The following is a 17,843-nucleotide window of genomic DNA, read 5'->3' on the forward strand; positions in this document are numbered from 1 at the left end:
TACGTCTGGCTCCCACGGAGCAGCCAAGAGTATCCGTAATCCCGCCTCGGCTCGTCAACCGTTATTTCCGGCCCGGCAAGGCCGGTATTTACAGCTGCGAGCCCAGCAGCGAGGCAACTTCGCCGCTCAGTTTTTCGGTCCACGAGCGGTTCTGCCAGGCAGCGTAGGTCATGCGCCGCGCGCGCTGCCAGTCCTGGTCGAAGACCGCATCCTGGGCGCGCGCGAAATCGGCGTCGAGCACGTTCAGGTTTGCCTCGTCGTTGATGGAAAACGAGCGGTTGTCGAAATTGGTCGAGCCGACCGAGACCATCAGGGAGTCGACGATGAGCGCCTTCACGTGGTACATCGTCGGCTGGTATTCGGCGATCTCGACCCCGGCTTTCAACATGTCGCCCCAGCGTTCGCGCGAGGCCAGGCGCACGATGTCCGAATCGATTTCCTTGCCCGGCGTGATGATGCGCACCTTGACGCCGCGCTTGGCGGCGGCGGCGAGCGCGCGCAGCGTCAGGTCGTCGGGCACGAAATACGAGGCCGACATGTTGATCGACTTGCGCGCGGCGGTGATCGCCATCAGGTACATCAGGTGCATGCTTTCGCTGCCGCCGGTCGGCGAGCTGGAAAACATCTGCGCCGGCATGTCGCCCGCCGCTTTCAGGGCCGGGAAATAATCGTCGCCATCGAGCACGACACCGGTGGCCTTGATCCAGTTATCGGTAAACACGGCCTGCATCTGGCCGACGACGGGGCCTTCGACGCGGAAATGGGTATCGCGCCAGTGATTTTCATCCTGGGCGTTTCCTCGCCACTGGTCGGCGATGCCGACGCCGCCCGTAAAGCCGACGCTGCCGTCGACAATCAACAATTTCCGGTGCGTGCGGTTGTTCAGGCGCGCGAGTTTCCACCAGGCCGGCTTGTGATAGCGCTGCAATTGCACGCCGGCGTCGCGCATTTTCTGCATGGCGTCTTCCTTCATCTTCATGCTGCCGATGAAGTCGAGCATCACGTGTACTTTCACGCCGGCGCGCGCGCGCTCGGCCAGGGCATTCGAAAATTCCTCGCCGATCGTTTCCGACCAGTAGATATAGGTTTCGAAAGTGATCGTTTTCCGGGCGCCGCGGATGGCGGCCAGCATGGCGGGGAAGATCTGGTCGCCGTTGAGCAAGGTCTCGACCTTGTTGCCTTCAATGATGGGAGGGCCGAGCAGTACCCCCATCGAACGCCGGAACTGGGCGTCGTGGATATCGTACATGCGCGGCAGTTGCGTCTCGATCTGCTTTTCGCTCGGCATGAAATTGAGAGCGAGAAAGCCGACGATGAGCGTCAGGATGCAGCTGGTTATCGAAACAGTGACTCTACTAACGCGCATAGGGAACCTTCAGACGAAAAAAAACCAACGCGTGGAAGCGTTGGTTATGTGGGGCAAACCACTGATTAACGCACGCGGCCGCGACGCAGCAGGTTGACGATAGCCAGCAGGATAACAGCACCCAGGAACGAAACCAGCAGCGACGACACGCTGAAGTCATCCGAATTGATAGTGCCAGAACCGAACAGTGGGGAGAGCAACCAGCCGCCCAGGAAGGCGCCGATGATACCGACCACAACGTTCAGAATCATGCCTTGCTCGGCATCGGTCTTCATGACCATGCTTGCAAGCCAGCCCAGGATACCACCGACGACGATCCAGATGATGAATAGCATTTTAGTTCCTCCTCATAGTAAAAAAAACCTACCCGAGGCCAATTGATTGCGGTGGCCATGTGAAAAAGTCTACGGAATGTCGACATAGCGGGTCGGTGCGGCAACGAACGTTAGACGACGAATCTGTAAATCCTGTTCCGGGCCGCGTTTTTTTTCATGAAAATGTTGCCGTTTTGGAATCTGGTGAAGTGAGTGCGTCAGCGAACAGAAGGGGTGATAGCCGGGGCATATTGTTCGGCTACTGGCAACCGAATTGTTGCAAGACCTGACCGCACTACCACAACACCTTTGAAAGGGATACATCATGAGCTACGACACCAATAAGCAGAATTCGCGCATGGTCACCGGCCTGTTCCCGGACCGCGCCAGCGCAGAGCGCGCTTACGATACCGTTTCCACCCGCGGCTACAGCAAGGACGACGTCAACCTGATGATGTCGGATTCGACCCGCAGCACCCACTTCGCCGACACCGATACCGAACTCGGTAGCAAGGCAGCCGAAGGCGCCGGCATCGGCGCCGGTATCGGCGGCACCATCGGCGCCGTCCTGGCAGGCATTGCCGCCGTCGGCACCACCCTCGTGTTGCCAGGCTTTGGCCTGGTCGTGGCCGGCCCGCTGGCCGCAGCACTGGCCGGCGCCGGCGCCGGCGGCATCACCGGCGGCCTGATCGGCGCGCTGATCGGTGCCGGTATCCCTGAAGAACGCGCAGCACACTACGAAGAAGGCATCAAGCAGGGCGGCATCCTGATGGGCGTGCACGCCCGTAACGACGAAGACGCTGCCCACATCGAGCGTTCGTGGACCGAACAAGGCGGTTCGCACGTGATCGGCACCGGCGTCGGCGCCGTCGGCGGCGCGCTCGCTGGTGCCGCCATCGGTTCCGCAGCCGGTCCGATCGGTACCGTCGCTGGTGCCGCCATCGGCGGCATCACCGGCGGCATGGCCGGCAAGGGCGTGGGCGAAGTCGTCAATCCGAAAGCCGGTGACGACCTGAACGAACACCACCTGGCCAAGGGCGCCGGCGCCACCGCCGGTGCAGCCACCGGTGCCGCACTCGGCGCCGTGGGCGGCCCGATCGGCATGGCCGCCGGTGCGGTCGTCGGCGGCCTGGCGGGCGGCGCAGCCGGCCGTGGCGCTGGCGAAGTCGTGAATCCGAAAGGCGATGACCGTCTGGACGAACATAACCTGGCGCAAGGCGTCGGTGGCGCCGGTGGCGCAGCGGCAGGCGCAGCGATCGGCGCCGTCGGCGGCCCGGTCGGCATGGCCGCGGGTGCCGTGATCGGCGGCCTGGCAGGTGGCGCAACCGGCAAGGGTGCCGGCGAAGTCGTCAACTCCAAGCCGGGCGACGACCTGCACGACCATAACCTGGCCAAGGGCGTCGGCGCAGGCGGCGGTGCAGCAGCGGGCGCCACGATCGGCGCCGTGGGCGGCCCGATCGGCATGGTGGCCGGTGCGGCAGTCGGCGCAGCGGTCGGCGGCATGGCCGGCAAGGGCGTCGGCGGCATGGTCAATCCAGCCCAGGAAGATGCGCACTGGCGTAACACCTATCAAACCGAGTCGTATTACACCCCTGGCTACACCTACGACGATTACGCTCCGGCCTACGCGCTGGGCTATAACGGCAAGGGCCGCTACACCGGCAGCTACGACCAGAACGAGCACTACCTGGCCGACGAATGGAACACCAGCCGCGGCAACTCGCGCCTGTCGTGGGACCAGGCCAAGGCAGCCAGCCGTGCCGCATGGCACAAGGTCGAGCGCGCCATTCCGGGCGACCTGGATCGTGACGGCCGTTAATCAGCCTTAGTCGGTTCTGTCATGTAAAAAGCCCCGCTGCCGACAGGTAGCGGGGCTTTTGTTTTACAGCGGGGAATTACTGCTTGACGGCTTCGACCTGGATCGCCAGTTTCACTTCAGGCGAAAAATTCGGCAGGCCGGCGTTCACGCCGTAATCGCTGCGCAGGAAAAAGCCGTGTGCGTCGGCACCGCAGACTTCGCGTTTCAGCATCGGGTGCTGGATGCACTTGAACTTGGCGATGTTCAGGGTCAGTGGTTTGGTCACGCCATGCAGGGTGAAGTCGCCCTCGACGGCTACCAGGTTCTCGCCTTCGAAGCGCAGTTTATTGCCTTTGAACGTGGCGGTCGGGTATTGGGCGACGTCGAAAATGTCCGGCTTCTTCGCGTGTGCATTCATCTTTTCGTGGCCGAAATCGATGCTGTTCATGTCGACCGTGATGTCGACGCTGCCGGTTTTCGCGGCGCGGTCGAGCGTAATGGTGCCGTCGGTTTTGGTGAATTTGCCGCGCCATACCGAGATGCCCATGTGGTCGGCTTCGAAGCTCGGGTAGGTGTGGTTCGGCTCGATCTTGTAGGTGTCGGCTGCTGCGCAGGCGAAGCCGGCGCTGGTGGCAAGGGTGGCGGCAATCAGGAGGTGCAGTTTCATTTATTGGTCTCTCGGTAGTGAATTATTGGCCCGCAGTGACGCGGAATTTGATGACAACTTCGTCGGCGACCATGCTGGTGTCTTTCCACTCGCCTTCGCCGATATTAAAAGCAAGCCGTTTGATCGGCAACTGCCCTTCAAAAACCTGTTTGCCGGCTTCGGTTTTCACCGTCAGCGGGAAATTCACGTCGGCGGTCTTGCCCTTGATGGTCAGCTTGCCGGCCACGTTCAATATGCCGGGAGCGGCCGGCTTGATCGAGGTCGAGACAAAACTCGCTTTCGGAAATTGCGCCGTGTTGAACCACTCTTTCTTGGCAACCTCTTTATTGTATTCGGGGTCGCCCAGGTCCATGCTGGCGGTCTGGATGTCGACGCTCGCCTTCGATGCTTCGGGGCGGGCGGCGTCGTAGTCGATCGATGCCGTAAACGTCTTGAATTTCGCTTCGACCGGCACGTTCATCTGCTTGAACACGGCGGCGACGCTGCTTTTCGCGGGATCGGTTTTTAAAACAGCCGCAGTGGACAGAGAGGCGGCAAGGGCGCTGGCGAACAGCGAAGCAAGCGCAAGGGCGCGCACGGGTTTCATTTATAAACTCCTTGTTTTGGTCGAAAAGGGCAGCATGCGCCCCATGATGCCGTCGCGGTCGATCAGCACATGTTTTAAAGCGGCCAGCACGTGGATCGCCACCAGGGCGGCTAGGCCCATGTTGAGCCAGTAGTGCAGGGCGCCGAGCACGGGTTTTAACACCGGATCGGCTTCGATCAGGACCGGCAGGGGGAGCAGGCCGAAATACACGACCGGCACGCCGGCCGCCAGGCTGTAGAAATAGCCGGACAGCGGCACGGCAAACATCAGCACATACAGCAGGCCGTGCAGTCCGTGCGCGGCGCGGCTTTGCCAGGCGGCCATGCCGGCGGGATAGGCGGGCGGCTTGCTGCGCAGGCGCCACAGCAGGCGCAGGGTCGCCAGCGCCAGCACGGTGACACCCGCCCATTTGTGCCAGGAAAAATAGCGCAGCTTGGTCGGCGTCAGCCCGGGAATGTCGGTCATCACCAGGCCCAGCGTGAAGGTACCGATGATCAGGAGGGCGATCAGCCAGTGCAGCACGATCGCGGGGAGAGAGTAACGCTGCATGCTTGTTGTCGCCTTGGTACTGACCAGAACGAAAACTATAGCAAAAAAGGGCATGCGTGGTTCGGCACTGCATGTTTCTTTTCGTACACTTGCATGAATTGTTAAACGTGCACAGCCACGGCACAGTCGAATGTAAAATCGGAGCCAGCGCGTATTGAGAATAAAAGAGGCAAAGTTCCCTTTCGAGGAGTCGTATGTACAATGTTCCCCCAAGCCGGCCACGCCCACGGGTGCTGGTCCTGCTGCTCGCCGCCGCGCTGGCCAGTAGTGCTCATGCAAATGCCCATGCCGCCGATCCGCAGGGAGCCGATTTTGCCGACCTGTCGATCGAGGAACTGGCGAATATCCAGGTGACCTCGGTGTCGAAAAAGCCGGAGCGCCTGCTCGAGGCCCCGGCCGCGGTGTTTGTCATCACGGCCGACGACATACGCCGCTCGGGTGCCGCAAGCCTGCCCGAAGCCCTGCGCCTGGCGCCCAACCTGCAAGTGGCGCGTGTCAACGGTGCGAACTATGCAATCACGGCGCGCGGCCTGAACGGCGGCGGCAACAGCGCCCCGAATAAACTGCTGGTGCTGATCGACGGGCGTTCGGTGTACACGCCGCTGTTTTCCGGCGTGTTCTGGGATGTGCAGGATTTGCTGCTCGAAGACATCGAACGGATCGAGGTGGTCAGCGGCCCGGGCGGTACGCTGTGGGGCGTGAACGCCGTGAACGGCGTCATCAACATCACCACCCGCTCGGCGCACGACACCCATGGCAGTCTCGCCGTGCTGCGCGGCGCCACCGAAGGCGGCGACATCGCGTTTCGCCAGGGCGGACGCACGAACGACATTGGCTGGCGCGTCTATGGCAAGGCGCAGGGACGCTCGCATACGGAACTGGCCAGCGGCGCCGCAATCGACGATGCCTGGCATGCGGGGCAGGTGGGTTTTCGGGCCGACTGGGAGCGCGGCGCCGACCGCTTCAGCCTGAACGGCAACGTGAACCGCGGGATGTTCGGGCAGCCGGCGCCGGGGACGATTGCCATTTCCGGCGCCAATCCGGGCCTGGGCACGGTCGACACCCACGGCGCCAACCTGACGGGCGGCTGGCAGCATGCGCTGCAGGATGGCGGCAGCGTCAACGTCCAGCTGTATTACGACTACACCAGGCGCGAAGTGCCGCCGACCTTTACCGAGTCGCTCGACATCGTCGACCTGCAGGTCCAGCACACGCTGGCGCCGATCGGGGCGCACAACGCGGCCTGGGGTGCGAATGCGCGCTACGGCCGGGACCATGTGCAGGGCAGCCAGTATGTCGCCTTCCTGCCGGAACGCCTGAACCAGACGTGGCTGAGCCTGTTTGCCCAGGACGAGATCACGCTGGCGCCGACGCTGCGCGCCACGCTCGGTGCCCGGGTCGAGCGCAACGATTACACGGGCACCGAATTCCTGCCGAGCGCGCGCCTGTCGTGGAGCCTGGCGCCAGGCCACGCCTTCTGGGCGGCAGCCTCGCGTGCGGTGCGTGCCCCCTCGCGGCTCGACGCCGATACCTATATCCCGGGACGGCCGCCCTACATCCTCGCGGGCAGCCCCGGCGTGCGCTCGGAGGTGGCCAAGGTGTTCGAACTGGGCTATCGCGGGCAGCCGCTGCCGCGTCTGTCGTATTCGGCCACGCTGTTCTACAACGATTACGATGACCTGCGCACTCAGGAACTGCGGCCGAGCCGCACGATGGTCGATTTCGCGAACCTGGGCGAAGGGCACGGCTACGGCATCGAAATGTGGGGCAGTTTCCAGGCAACGAAATCGTGGCGCCTGTCGGCCGGACTGACGGCCATGCGTGAGCGTTTTCAGCTGAAACCCGGCAGCAACGACGCCGGCAGCCTGCGGCGGGCGGGCTTCGATCCCTCGCATAACCTGCAGCTGCGCTCGACCTACAGCATCGACGCGGCGCGCGAACTCGAGCTCGCCGTGCGCAAGGTGGGGGCGCTCGATATCGGCCAGGTGCCGGGCTATGCCGCCCTCGATGCGCGTTTCGGCTGGCGCCTGCGACCGGATCTGGACCTGTCGGTCGCCGCGACCAACCTGAACGGCAGCCACGCCGAGTACAGCGGAATCGCCACGCGTTCGGAAGTGCCGCGCACGGTGGCGGTCAGAGTGGTGTGGCAGAACTGACGGGCGTAAATAAAAACAGCCCGCGCCATGTCCGGCGCGGGCTGTTGACTCACTGGAGCGCGAACGCTTAAATCGCCTTCGCCAGCTCCGCCGCCAGGCCGATGTAATTCGCCGGCGTCATCTGCAACATCAAATCCTTCGCTTCCTGCGGCACGGCCAGCGTCCCGATGAACTCGCGCAGCGCTTCCTTGGTGATGCCCTTGCCGCGGGTCAGTTCCTTCAGCTGCTCGTACGGATTCTCGATGCCGTAACGGCGCATCACGGTCTGCACCGGCTCGGCCAGCACTTCCCAGTTCGCATCGAGGTCCGCTTCCAGCCTGGCCGCGTTGACTTCCAGCTTGTTCAGGCCGCGCAGGCAGCTGTCGTAGGCGAGCAGGGCGTAGCCGAAGCCGACGCCGATGTTGCGCAAAACCGTCGAGTCGGTCAGGTCGCGCTGCATGCGCGAGACCGGCAGCTTGTCGGCCATGTGGCGCAGCACGGCATTCGCCAGGCCCAGGTTGCCTTCCGAATTCTCGAAGTCGATCGGGTTGACCTTGTGCGGCATGGTCGACGAACCGATCTCGCCCGCCTTCAGCTTCTGCTTGAAATAGCCCAGCGAGACGTAGGTCCAGATGTCGCGGTTCAGGTCGAGCAGGATGGTGTTCGCGCGGGCAATCGCATCGAACATCTCGGCCATGTAGTCGTGCGGCTCGATCTGGATGGTGTACGGATTGAAGGTCAGGCCAAGCCGCGACTCGATCACGTCCTTCGAGAAAGCCGGCCAGTCGAAGCCGGGGTAGGCCGACAGGTGGGCGTTGTAGTTGCCGACCGCGCCGTTCATCTTGCCGAGGATGTCGACGTCGGCGATCCGTTTTACTGCACGCTGCAGGCGCGCGACGACGTTGGCAAATTCTTTACCAAGGGTGGTCGGGCTGGCCGTCTGGCCGTGGGTGCGCGAGAGCATCGGCAGCGCCGCGTTGGTGTGCGCGATCTCGGTGAGCTTGGCGATGATCGCCTGCAGGGCCGGCAGCATCACGGTATCGCGCGCGGCTTTCAGCATCATGCCGTGGCTGGTGTTGTTGATGTCTTCCGAGGTGCAGCCGAAGTGGATGAATTCGCTTGCCGCCACCAGCTCCGGCACATCCTTGACTTGCTCCTTGAGCCAGTACTCGACCGCCTTCACGTCGTGGTTGGTGACCGCCTCGATTTCCTTGATGCGGGCGGCGTCGCTTTCGCTGAAATTCGCCGCCATGGCGTCAAGGTGAGCGCTCGCTTCTGCGGAGAACGGCTTGATCTCGCTAAAACCTGCCTGCGCCAGCGCCTGCAGCCAGGCGATTTCAACTTTGACGCGGTGGTGCATGAAGCCGGCTTCGGACAGGATCGGGCGCAGCTTGTCGGTCTTGGCCGCGTAACGGCCGTCGAGCGGCGACAGGGCCGACAGGGAGGAGAGTGGGGCGGTAGCGGTCATGGCGGGCGGTCCGTGCAAAAACGCGGATTTTACCACCGGAGCCGATATCGGTCTTTGTGGCCGCGACAGCGAAACGGGCCCCCACGGCCGTTTTTGCCAGCCGGGCCGATGTTATACTCATATTAAATTCCTCTTTCCGAGCATCTATGAAACTCATCGGTTCGAACACCAGTCCCTATGTGCGCAAGGTCCGCATCGTCATGGCGGAAAAGAAGCTCGATTATTCCTTTGAGCTCGACAACGTGTGGGCCGCCGAGACCCAGGTCCACCTTTCCAACCCGCTGGGCAAGGTGCCCTGCCTGGTCATGGAAGACGGCAGCGCCCTCTACGATTCGCGCGTGATCGCCGAATACCTCGATACGCTCACGCCCGTGTGCAAGCTGCTGCCGGCCAACGGCAACGGACGCGACCGCGCCGACGTCAAAGTGTGGGAGGCGCTGGCCGACGGCGTACTCGACGCGGCCGTGCTGGTGCGCCTGGAAAAGACGCTGCGCCCGCAAGAGCAGCAGAGCCCGCAGTGGATGGCACGCCAGCTGGGCAAGGTGCATGCGGGCCTGGCCGTGATGGCGGAAAAGCTCGGCGAGCAGCCTTTCTGCATGGGCAAGTCGTATACGCTGGCCGACGTCGCCGTCGGCTGCGCACTCGGCTGGCTGGCCTTCCGCTTCCCGGACATCGCCTGGCGCGACGACTATCCAAACCTGGCGAAGCTGCACGACAAGCTGGCCGAACGCGCCTCCTTCCGCGACACGGCGCCGTTCGAAGGATGAGCGGCGCGCTGACGACGCTCGTCTTCGGCGAGTCCCTGGTCGACGATTTCGCGACCGAACAGATCGTCGGCGGCGCGCCCTTCAATGTCGCGCGCCACCTGGCCGCCTTCATGGCGCCGCAACTGATGATCACCCGCATCGGCGCCGACCACAATGGCGAGACGATCCGGGCCGAATTCGAGCGCTTCGCGATGTCGCAGGCCGGCCTGCAGCGTGACACGATCGAGGAAACCGGCCGCGTCATCGTCGAGCGCGGCGCGAAAGGGCACCGCTTCGTCATCGTGCCCAACCAGGCCTATGACTACATCGCGCGCGAAGAAGCGCTGGCGGCCGTCAAAACGGTCGACGCCGGCATCCTGTATTTCGGCACCCTGGCCCAGCGCGGCGAGCGTTCGCGCGGCACCCTCAAAGCCTTGCTGTCGGCGACAAGCGCCACCCGCTACCTCGACCTGAACCTGCGCGACGGCCAGGTCGACGAAAAAATCGTCGCCGACGCGCTGCACGCGGCCGACATCGTCAAACTCAACGAAGACGAGCTGCAGGCCCTGTTCGGCTGGTATTTTCAATTGGGGCCGAACGACCCGCCGATGGCGGCCGGCGAAACGCGCTCCGCCTGCGCGGCGCTGCTGCAGATGTTCGGGTTGGAGGCGCTGATCGTCACGCTGGGCCACCGCGGCTCGGTCTACTTCGGCGCCGGCGGCGTCACGCTCGACACCCGCGACGCGCCTTCTCCCCCCTTCGTCATCGACACGGTCGGCGCAGGGGATGCGTTCTCGGCGATCTTCCTGTTGGGGCGCGCGCGCGGCTGGCCGCTCGAGCTGACGCTGGCGCGCGCCAACGAATTCGCCGGCGCGATCTGCGCGATCCCCGGCGCGGTGCCGCGCGATTTGGGGTTCTACGATCAGTGGATGACGCGCTGGCGGTAAGGGTTTTCATGCGTCCGTCAACGCGTGGGCTCGAGAGGCCACCCTACGTTAGTTGACACGTTGGCAGTTGCGTAACGTAGGGTGGGCACTCGTGCCCACGCGCTGATACGCACCAGATCCGCTTTAGAACGCGCTGATCTTGCCACAGGTTTTACTACAGCTAAAACCCGTAGCCATTACCCGCCCCCATCAGCGTGGCCATCCCCAGCCCCATGAAGATGACGGCCGCGATCCCATGCACCAGCCCGAGCGGAATCTTGTTCGCGATCCGCTCTCCGAACAGCACCGCCGGCACGTTCGCGATCATCATCCCCAGCGTGGTCCCGGCCACCACCGCCGCGATTTCCGTATAACGCGCCGCCAGTGCCACGGTCGCCACCTGCGTCTTGTCGCCCATCTCGGCCAGGAAAAAGGCGAGCAGGGTCGTCATGAACACGCCCAGTTTCGGCAGCGCCGCCTCGGCTTCGTCGACGTGATCGGGGATCAGGGCCCAGATCGCCATGGCGAGGAAGGACAGGCCCAGCACCCAGCGCATCACGGATGGTCCCAGCAGTTCGCTCACCAGTGCGCCGACGGCAGCGGCAAAGGCGTGGTTCAGCAGGGTGGCGACGAAGATGCCGAGGATGATCGGCAGCGGGCGGCGGAAACGAGCGGCGAGCAGGAAGGCGAGGAGCTGCGTCTTGTCGCCGATTTCGGCGAGGGCGACGATGCCGGTGGCGACAAGAAAGGCATCCATAGGGAGCAGCGGATAAGGCAGATTAAGCAGAGCGCGGATCATAGCAGAGTCCACACATCCGCAGCGCGTCAATACAAACAACGGCCGTCAGTAAAGGCGCGCTTTCGCGGCCTCTATGAAAGTGCTATTCTGCTCGCGCCTCTCCGCTCAGCCATTCATCACATGCACACTCTTACCCTCCTGCGCGCCGCCGCCTGCGCCATCCTCGGCCTGCACGGCGCCACAGCTCATGCGCTCAACTCTGCCCTCGACCCGCTGAGCTACGCCAACTACGACCAGGTAAAAACGCGCGCGCTGCACCTCGACCTGAAAGCCGATTTTACGAAAAAGACGCTGGCCGGCCACGCCGTCCTGACGCTCGACTGGCTGGATAAAGCGGCGCGCCGCCTCGACCTCGACACGCGCGAGCTGGCGATCTCGAAGATCGAAGCCATCGATGCGCGCGGACGCTGGGCGCCCGTCAAATACACGCTCGACAAGTTCGACGCCGAAAAGGGCCAGGCCCTGCACATCGACCTGCCACGGCAGGCGCCGCAGGTCCGCATCTACTATCGTACCGCGCCCACCGCCAGCGCCCTGCAGTGGCTCACGCCGGCGCAGACCCTGTCCGGCAAGCGTCCTTTCATGTTCAGCCAGTCGGAAACGATCAACGCCCGTTCCTGGGCGCCGGTGCAGGACACGCCCTCGGTGCGTTTTACTTACACGGCGCGCATCGAGGCACCCGAGGGCCTGCGCGTGGTCATGAGCGCCGATAACGATCCGAAGGCAACGGGTAAAGGTGGCTGGAAGTTCAGCATGCCGCAGCCGATTCCCTCGTATCTGCTGGCGATCGGCATCGGCGAACTGGAAGCGCGCACGCTGGGCGGACGCACCGGCGTCTACGCCGAACCGAAACGCATCGAGGCCGCGGCCTATGAGCTGGCCGACACCGAAAAGATGGTCGCCGCCGCCGAATCGCTGTATGGCCCGTATCGCTGGGGGCGCTACGACATGCTGGTGCTGCCGCCTTCCTTCCCGATCGGCGGCATGGAGAACCCGCGCCTGACCTTCCTGACGCCCACCATGATCGCGGGCGACCGCAGCCTGGTCGACCTGATCGCCCACGAACTGGCGCACAGCTGGTCGGGCAACCTGGTCACCAACGCCTCGTGGAAGCACTGGTGGCTGAACGAAGGGTTCACGACCTATGTGACGACGCGCATCCTGGAAAAGCTCTATGGTCAGGAGGTCGCGACCATGAACCTGCAGCTCGAGCAGGAAGAGGCGATCGAGTCGCTCAAGGAGATCCCGGTCGACAAGCAGGCGCTGCTCGCGCGCGACCCGGACACCACCTCCAGCACCTATACCGACGAAGGCCTGGCCTATCCGAAGGGCGCCTGGCTGCTGCGCACCCTCGAAGAACGCGCCGGCCGTGCCGTCTTCGATCCTTTTCTCCGCGGCTGGTTCGACGGCCATGCCTTCCAGAGCGTGACGACCGAACAGTTCGTCGACTACCTGCGCACCGAGCTGCTGGCGAAGCACCCGCAGGTGATGAGCGAGGCGGAGCTGGACGAGTGGTTGCATGGCGCCGGCATCCCGGCCAGCGCGCGGCATGCGAAGTCGCAGCGCCTGGTGGCGCTCGATGCGACCACGGCAAGCTGGCTGAAAGGCGATCTGCCGACGTCGAAACTCGACACCAGGGACTGGACCGCGCTCGAGTGGATGAAATTCTTGAACGACATCGACAGCAAGGCCGACGCCGCCAGGTTGAAAGAACTCGACGCCGCCTACGGCCTGGCGAAGAGCGGCAACAACGAAGTCGCTTTCCGCTTCTACCGCGCCGCCGCGCACGCCGGCTACCGCGAGGTGCGCCCGCACATGCAGGCCTTCCTGATGAGCGTCGGCCGCCAGAAGTTCGTGGTGCCCCTGTACACGGCGCTGCGCGCGAATGACGAGGACCGTGCCTGGGCGGAGAACGTGTACAAGGCGGCGCGCGAGCGCTACCATCCAGAGACGCAAAGCAGTGTCGACAAGCAGATGGTCAAACAGTAAAGGAACCGAAGAGTGCAACAGATGAAACGCATTGCAGCCGCGATCCTGATCGCGTTTTCCGCCAGCGCGGCCTACGCCTCCGAGGCGCCCGCCGCGGTGCCGACCGCGGCGCCTGTCGCCGTCCCTGCCTTCGACCTCGAACAGGACGTCACGCGCGTCATGAAAGCCTTCGACGTGCCGGGCATCGCGATCGCCGTCGTCAAGGACGGCAAGGTCGTCGCCGCGCAGGGCTTCGGTGTCCGTAAACTCGGCGCGCCGACAAAAGTCGACGGCCAGACCCTGTTCGAGATCGCCTCCAACTCGAAAGCATTTACGGCCGCCGCACTGGCGATGCTGGTCGACGAAGGCAAACTGAAATGGGACGACCCGGTCGTCAAACACCTCCCGGACTTCCAGATGTGGGACCCGTATGTCACGCGCGAGATGACCGTGCGCGACCTGCTGACCCACCGCAGCGGCCTGGGACTCGGCGCGGGCGACCTGCTGTGGTGGCCGACCACGAATTTTACGACCGACGAAATCATCGAGCGCCTGCGCTACGTAAAACCGGCGACCAGCTTCCGCAGCAGCTACGCCTACGACAACCTCCTGTATATCGTGGCCGGCAAGATCATCGCCCAGAAGTCGGGTAAATCCTGGGGCGACACGGTGCGCGAGCGTATTTTGAAACCGGTCGGCATGAACACGACCACCACCAGCCTGGCGGAGAGCGCGGCCAACCCGAACGCCTCGAACGCGCACAGCAAGATCAACGACAAGATCGCCGCCGTGAAGTCGATGCCGGTGAATAATGCAGTCGGCGCGGTCGGCATCAACACCAGCGCCGAAGACATCGCGAAGTGGATGAAGGTGCTGCTCGACGGCGGCCGTGTCGAGGGAGTGAAAGGCGCGGACGGCAAGGAGCTGCGCCTGTTCAGCGAAGCGCAGTCGCGCGAGATGTGGACCGCGCAGACGCCGATCAAGATCGGCCAGCCGAAGGGGCCATTGGCGCCGGTGAAACCAAATTTCCTGGCCTATGGCCTGGGCTTCCAGCTGCGCGACTACAAGGGCCAACTGGTGGCGAACCACGGCGGTGCGCTGCAGGGCTTTTATTCGCGCGTACTGCTGGTGCCGGAATCGAAACTGGGCATCGCCATCCTGACCAATGCGGAGAGCGGCGGCGCCCTCAACGCGCTGCAATACCGCCTGCTCGACCAGTACATGACCGGCAGCGCGCCGATCGACTGGATCAAGCTGATCGCCGACGACGAAGACCGCAAGCACGCCGAAGAACTGGCGCGCCTGAAGAAGACCTCGGCCACGCGCGTCGCCGCGTCGAAACCTTCGCTGGCGCTGGACGCCTACGAAGGCCAGTACAGCGATCCGTGGTACGGCCCGATGACGATCAAGCGCGAGGGCAGGAAGCTCATCATGTCGTTTGCGCGCACGCCTGATTTGACGGGCGAAATGGAGCACTACCAGCACGACACCTTCATCGTGCGCTGGAAGGAGCGCAACTTCAACGCGGACGCCTACGTCACCTTCGCGCTCGACTACGACGGCAGCATCGAGCACGTCAAAATGAAGGCGGTGTCCACCGAGACCGACTTCAGCTACGATTTTCACGACTTGCTGTTCACGCCGGTGAAGCAGAAGGCGAAGCTGTAAAAGAAAACGGGCCGCTCGACGCGGCCCGTTTTGCATGGTGGGCGCCCCATGCCCACCATGACGATTACTGCTTCACAAACTTGAGCGTCATCCGGTCGCTCTCGCCGATCGCCAGATTCTTCTCGCGGTCCTTGTCCTTGTTCGCCAACACCGGCGGCAGCGTCCAAACGCCTTTTTCGTGATCCGCCTTGTCCTTCGGATTGGCGTTCACCTCGGATTTACCGGCCAGTTTGAAACCTGCGCTCTCGGCCATCTTGATCACATAGGCCTCGTGCACATAGCCGCTCGAGGCCTTCTCGTCCTGCTTCATGGAGACGGGCAGGCGATGGTCGACCAGGCCCAGCACGCCGCCCGGCTTCAGCACCTTGTAGATCTCCTTGAAGGTGGTGCGCACCGCTTCGTCGCCGTCGCCGACCCAGTTGTGCAGGTTGCGGAAGGTGAGGACCATGTCGACGCTGCCCGCCGGCGCAATCTCGTAACGGCTCGGCGGCTCGAACACGGCGGTGGCGGCCTTGCCGTACAAGCCCGGATTCGCATCGAGTTTGGCGCGCAAGGCCAGGCCGCCCTTCTTGTCGGGCGCCTGGCCGGCGCCGATGTACTTGCCCTTGTCGCGCAGGTAGGGCGCAAGGATCTCGGTGTACCAGCCGCCGCCCGGCACCAGTTCCACCACCGTCATCGTCGGCTTGATGCCGAAGAAGGTCAGGGTCTCGTACGGATGGCGGTACACGTCGCGTTTGGCGTTGTCCGCGCGGTGTTCGGCGGCGATGGCGGCTTTCAGGGCGTCGTCGGCCGGGGCTGCACTGGCTGCGCCTGCTGCGCTCACGGCCAACAAGGCGGCGAGGATCAGTCGTTTCATGGAATCTCCGTTGTGGTAAGGGGCCGCCGGCCGGTGCCGTTGCCGCCGCGCCGATGATCGAACAAGCAACCCTTGCAGTCAAGCGAATCCAGTGGCTTGTCCCGCGTATGTACTGTCCGCCGCGTGTCCGCGGCGGACAGCCGGACACCCTGCGGACGCTGTCAATACGCGCAAAGACCGCCTGCTGTGCAGCACTGCGGCTGGTATGAAGATTGCCTATTCAAACGCTTGAGTTACTGATAATGTTGAACGGTTTGCCGCGCGTTCCAGCGCGTGGAAGTACCGAGGAATACATATACATACGCGGCAGTGCCGGTGTGCGCGCCGCCCCAAGACGCAGGTTGAATTCAGGAGACAGAATGGAACGTCGTACCTTCCTCAACATCAGCACCCTGGCATTCGGTTCGATGCTCATCCCGGTTGCCGGGCGTGCGATCGCGGCCGAAGAACTGCTCAGTCCCATGGCCGTCGCGGCCAAGAAAGCGCTGGCCGACACCGCGCTCAACGCCGCCACCAAGGCCGGCGCGTCCTACTGCGACGTGCGCATCGGGCGCTACCTGAACCAGTTCGTCACCACGCGCGACCTGAACGTCGAAAATGTCGTCAACACGGAATCGGCCGGCGTCGGCGTGCGCGTGATCTGCAACGGCGCCTACGGCTTCGCCGCCACCTCCGACATGACGCCGGACGGCATCGCCAACGCGGCGCGCCAGGCCGTCGCGATCGCCAAGGCCAACGCCAAACTGCAGACCGAACCGGTGCAGCTGGCGCCGGTGAAGGGCGTGGGCGAGGTAAGCTGGGCGACGCCGTACAAAAAGGACTGGCGCACGGTGCCGATCAAGGACAAGGCCGAGCTGCTGATCGCCGCGAACAAGGCCGGCATGGACAACGGCGCCAACTTCATGCAGTCGATGCTGTTCCAGGTGAACCAGCAGAAGTATTTCGCGTCGACCGACGGTTCCTACATCGACCAGGACCTGCACCGCCTGTGGGCACCCTTCAACGCGACCGCCGTCGACAAGGCGAGCGGCAAGTTCCGCTCGCGTAACGGCTTGGGTAGCCCGGTCGGCATGGGCTACGAATACCTGGACGCGCGTCCCGAGCACAAGATCAAGGCCGCCGGCGGCGTCGCCACGCTCTACACGCAGTCTTACGACATGATCGAGGATGCGCGCGCGGCCGGGCGCGACGCCAAGCGTAAACTCACCGCGAAATCGGTCACCCCTGGCAAGTACGACCTGATGCTCTCGCCGGAACACCTGTTCCTGACGATCCACGAATCGGTCGGCCACCCCACGGAGCTGGACCGCGTGCTCGGCTACGAAGCCAACTACGCCGGCACCAGTTTCGCCACGCTCGATAAATGGCAGTCGAAGAATTTCAAGTACGGCTCGCCGCTGGTGAACATCGTCGCCGACAAGACGACCCCGGGTTCGCTCGGCGCGGTCGGCTACGACGACGAAGGCGTGCGCTGCAAAGAGTGGAACATCATCAAGGACGGCATCCTGGTCAACTACCAGGCCACGCGCGACCAGGCCCACATCATCGGCGAGAAGGAATCGCACGGCTGCTCGTACGCTGACTCGTGGAGCAATGTGCAGTTCCAGCGCATGCCGAACGTCTCGCTGAAGGCGGGTACGAAGAAGATGAGCCCGGACGAGATGGTCAAGGGGATCAAGAAGGGCATCTATATCGTCGGCGACGGTTCCTTCTCGATCGACCAGCAGCGCTACAACTTCCAGTTCGGCGGCCAGCTGTTCTACGAAATCAAGGACGGCAAGATCGGGCAGATGCTGGAAGACGTGGCCTACCAGGCCAACACCCAGGAATTCTGGAGCGCCTGCGCCGGCATCTGCGACGAGAAGGACTGGCGCATGGGCGGCTCCTTCTTCGACGGCAAGGGCCAGCCGCCGCAGATCAGCATCGTCTCGCACGGTTCCTCGACCGCGCGCTTCAACGGCATCAACGTGATCAACACCGCCCGCAAGATCGGCTAA

General features: G+C 63.7%; 15 protein-coding genes. 7 read left to right on the plus strand and 8 right to left on the minus strand.

Annotated features, from left to right (window positions below; all coding sequences use genetic code 11):
• Positions 1 to 88: 88 nt before the first annotated feature.
• Positions 89 to 1,366, minus strand: a complete 1,278-nt coding sequence (gene cls, locus ACI48I_RS23710; protein ID WP_498575671.1) for a cardiolipin synthase — start codon at positions 1,364 to 1,366, stop codon at positions 89 to 91.
• Between the two features lie 65 nt (positions 1,367 to 1,431).
• A complete protein-coding gene (locus ACI48I_RS23715; RefSeq protein WP_091876165.1) occupies positions 1,432 to 1,701 on the minus strand; it encodes a GlsB/YeaQ/YmgE family stress response membrane protein in 270 nt (89 codons plus the stop codon).
• Positions 1,702 to 2,005: 304 nt separating this feature from the next.
• On the opposite strand from ACI48I_RS23715, the gene ACI48I_RS23720 reads away from it, so the two are divergent.
• Entirely contained in the window at positions 2,006 to 3,499 is a 1,494-nt protein-coding gene (locus ACI48I_RS23720) for a hypothetical protein (RefSeq protein WP_227496609.1), read from the plus strand.
• A 76-nt stretch (positions 3,500 to 3,575) separates the two neighbouring features.
• Here ACI48I_RS23720 and ACI48I_RS23725 read toward each other — a convergent pair whose 3' ends face one another.
• The 3 genes from ACI48I_RS23725 to ACI48I_RS23735 are packed head-to-tail and all read right to left on the minus strand — an operon-like array spanning position 3,576 to position 5,280.
• A complete protein-coding gene (locus ACI48I_RS23725) occupies positions 3,576 to 4,145 on the minus strand; it encodes a YceI family protein (RefSeq protein WP_193687511.1) in 570 nt (189 codons plus the stop codon).
• Positions 4,146 to 4,167: 22 nt separating this feature from the next.
• Entirely contained in the window at positions 4,168 to 4,731 is a 564-nt protein-coding gene (locus tag ACI48I_RS23730; RefSeq protein WP_498575672.1) for a YceI family protein, read from the minus strand.
• A complete protein-coding gene (locus tag ACI48I_RS23735; protein ID WP_498575673.1) occupies positions 4,732 to 5,280 on the minus strand; it encodes a cytochrome b in 549 nt (182 codons plus the stop codon).
• Between the two features lie 194 nt (positions 5,281 to 5,474).
• Between ACI48I_RS23735 and ACI48I_RS23740 the strand changes: the two genes are divergently transcribed.
• Positions 5,475 to 7,436, plus strand: a complete 1,962-nt coding sequence (locus ACI48I_RS23740) for a TOL_0244 family TonB-dependent receptor (RefSeq protein WP_498575674.1) — start codon at positions 5,475 to 5,477, stop codon at positions 7,434 to 7,436.
• A gap of 67 nt (positions 7,437 to 7,503) precedes the next feature.
• On the opposite strand, the gene purB is transcribed toward ACI48I_RS23740, so the two are convergent.
• Positions 7,504 to 8,883, minus strand: coding sequence for an adenylosuccinate lyase (gene purB / locus ACI48I_RS23745; protein ID WP_498575675.1), 1,380 nt, complete (start codon positions 8,881 to 8,883; stop codon positions 7,504 to 7,506).
• 146 nt (positions 8,884 to 9,029) lie between these two features.
• Between purB and ACI48I_RS23750 the strand changes: the two genes are divergently transcribed.
• Both ACI48I_RS23750 and ACI48I_RS23755 read left to right on the plus strand, forming a co-directional pair.
• Positions 9,030 to 9,650 (plus strand): glutathione S-transferase C-terminal domain-containing protein, encoded by a 621-nt coding sequence (locus ACI48I_RS23750; protein WP_498575676.1) that lies wholly within the window; start codon positions 9,030 to 9,032, stop codon positions 9,648 to 9,650.
• On the plus strand, positions 9,647 to 10,576 hold the full coding sequence (locus ACI48I_RS23755) for a PfkB family carbohydrate kinase (protein WP_498575677.1): 930 nt from the start codon (positions 9,647 to 9,649) through the stop codon (positions 10,574 to 10,576). The genes ACI48I_RS23750 and ACI48I_RS23755 overlap by 4 nt, the downstream gene beginning before the upstream one ends.
• Before the next feature lie 160 nt (positions 10,577 to 10,736).
• Here the strand turns inward: ACI48I_RS23755 and ACI48I_RS23760 are convergent, their stop codons facing one another.
• Entirely contained in the window at positions 10,737 to 11,312 is a 576-nt protein-coding gene (locus tag ACI48I_RS23760; RefSeq protein WP_498575678.1) for a TMEM165/GDT1 family protein, read from the minus strand.
• 162 nt (positions 11,313 to 11,474) lie between these two features.
• Between ACI48I_RS23760 and ACI48I_RS23765 the strand changes: the two genes are divergently transcribed.
• Positions 11,475 to 13,343, plus strand: a complete 1,869-nt coding sequence (locus tag ACI48I_RS23765) for a M1 family metallopeptidase (protein ID WP_498575679.1) — start codon at positions 11,475 to 11,477, stop codon at positions 13,341 to 13,343.
• 21 nt (positions 13,344 to 13,364) lie between these two features.
• Positions 13,365 to 14,990 (plus strand): serine hydrolase, encoded by a 1,626-nt coding sequence (locus tag ACI48I_RS23770; protein ID WP_498575680.1) that lies wholly within the window; start codon positions 13,365 to 13,367, stop codon positions 14,988 to 14,990.
• Positions 14,991 to 15,054: 64 nt separating this feature from the next.
• On the opposite strand, the gene ACI48I_RS23775 is transcribed toward ACI48I_RS23770, so the two are convergent.
• Positions 15,055 to 15,846, minus strand: coding sequence for a class I SAM-dependent methyltransferase (locus ACI48I_RS23775; RefSeq protein WP_498575681.1), 792 nt, complete (start codon positions 15,844 to 15,846; stop codon positions 15,055 to 15,057).
• A gap of 359 nt (positions 15,847 to 16,205) precedes the next feature.
• Here ACI48I_RS23775 and ACI48I_RS23780 point away from each other — a divergent pair, with 359 nt between their 5' ends.
• A complete protein-coding gene (locus tag ACI48I_RS23780; protein ID WP_498575682.1) occupies positions 16,206 to 17,843 on the plus strand; it encodes a TldD/PmbA family protein in 1,638 nt (545 codons plus the stop codon).

The organism is Massilia sp. LXY-5 (assembly GCF_059801075.1).

Coding starts and splice junctions, on each gene's coding strand:
- ACI48I_RS23770 (WP_498575680.1), top strand. CDS start 13,365: ATGAAACGCATTGCAGCCGCGATCCTGATCGCGTTTTCCGCCAGCGCG.
- ACI48I_RS23740 (WP_498575674.1), top strand. CDS start 5,475: ATGTACAATGTTCCCCCAAGCCGGCCACGCCCACGGGTGCTGGTCCTG.
- ACI48I_RS23750 (WP_498575676.1), top strand. CDS start 9,030: ATGAAACTCATCGGTTCGAACACCAGTCCCTATGTGCGCAAGGTCCGC.
- ACI48I_RS23735 (WP_498575673.1), bottom strand. CDS start 5,280: ATGCAGCGTTACTCTCTCCCCGCGATCGTGCTGCACTGGCTGATCGCC.
- ACI48I_RS23755 (WP_498575677.1), top strand. CDS start 9,647: ATGAGCGGCGCGCTGACGACGCTCGTCTTCGGCGAGTCCCTGGTCGAC.
- ACI48I_RS23730 (WP_498575672.1), bottom strand. CDS start 4,731: ATGAAACCCGTGCGCGCCCTTGCGCTTGCTTCGCTGTTCGCCAGCGCC.
- ACI48I_RS23775 (WP_498575681.1), bottom strand. CDS start 15,846: ATGAAACGACTGATCCTCGCCGCCTTGTTGGCCGTGAGCGCAGCAGGC.
- ACI48I_RS23760 (WP_498575678.1), bottom strand. CDS start 11,312: ATGGATGCCTTTCTTGTCGCCACCGGCATCGTCGCCCTCGCCGAAATC.
- ACI48I_RS23780 (WP_498575682.1), top strand. CDS start 16,206: ATGGAACGTCGTACCTTCCTCAACATCAGCACCCTGGCATTCGGTTCG.
- purB (WP_498575675.1), bottom strand. CDS start 8,883: ATGACCGCTACCGCCCCACTCTCCTCCCTGTCGGCCCTGTCGCCGCTC.
- ACI48I_RS23725 (WP_193687511.1), bottom strand. CDS start 4,145: ATGAAACTGCACCTCCTGATTGCCGCCACCCTTGCCACCAGCGCCGGC.
- cls (WP_498575671.1), bottom strand. CDS start 1,366: ATGCGCGTTAGTAGAGTCACTGTTTCGATAACCAGCTGCATCCTGACG.
- ACI48I_RS23715 (WP_091876165.1), bottom strand. CDS start 1,701: ATGCTATTCATCATCTGGATCGTCGTCGGTGGTATCCTGGGCTGGCTT.
- ACI48I_RS23720 (WP_227496609.1), top strand. CDS start 2,006: ATGAGCTACGACACCAATAAGCAGAATTCGCGCATGGTCACCGGCCTG.
- ACI48I_RS23765 (WP_498575679.1), top strand. CDS start 11,475: ATGCACACTCTTACCCTCCTGCGCGCCGCCGCCTGCGCCATCCTCGGC.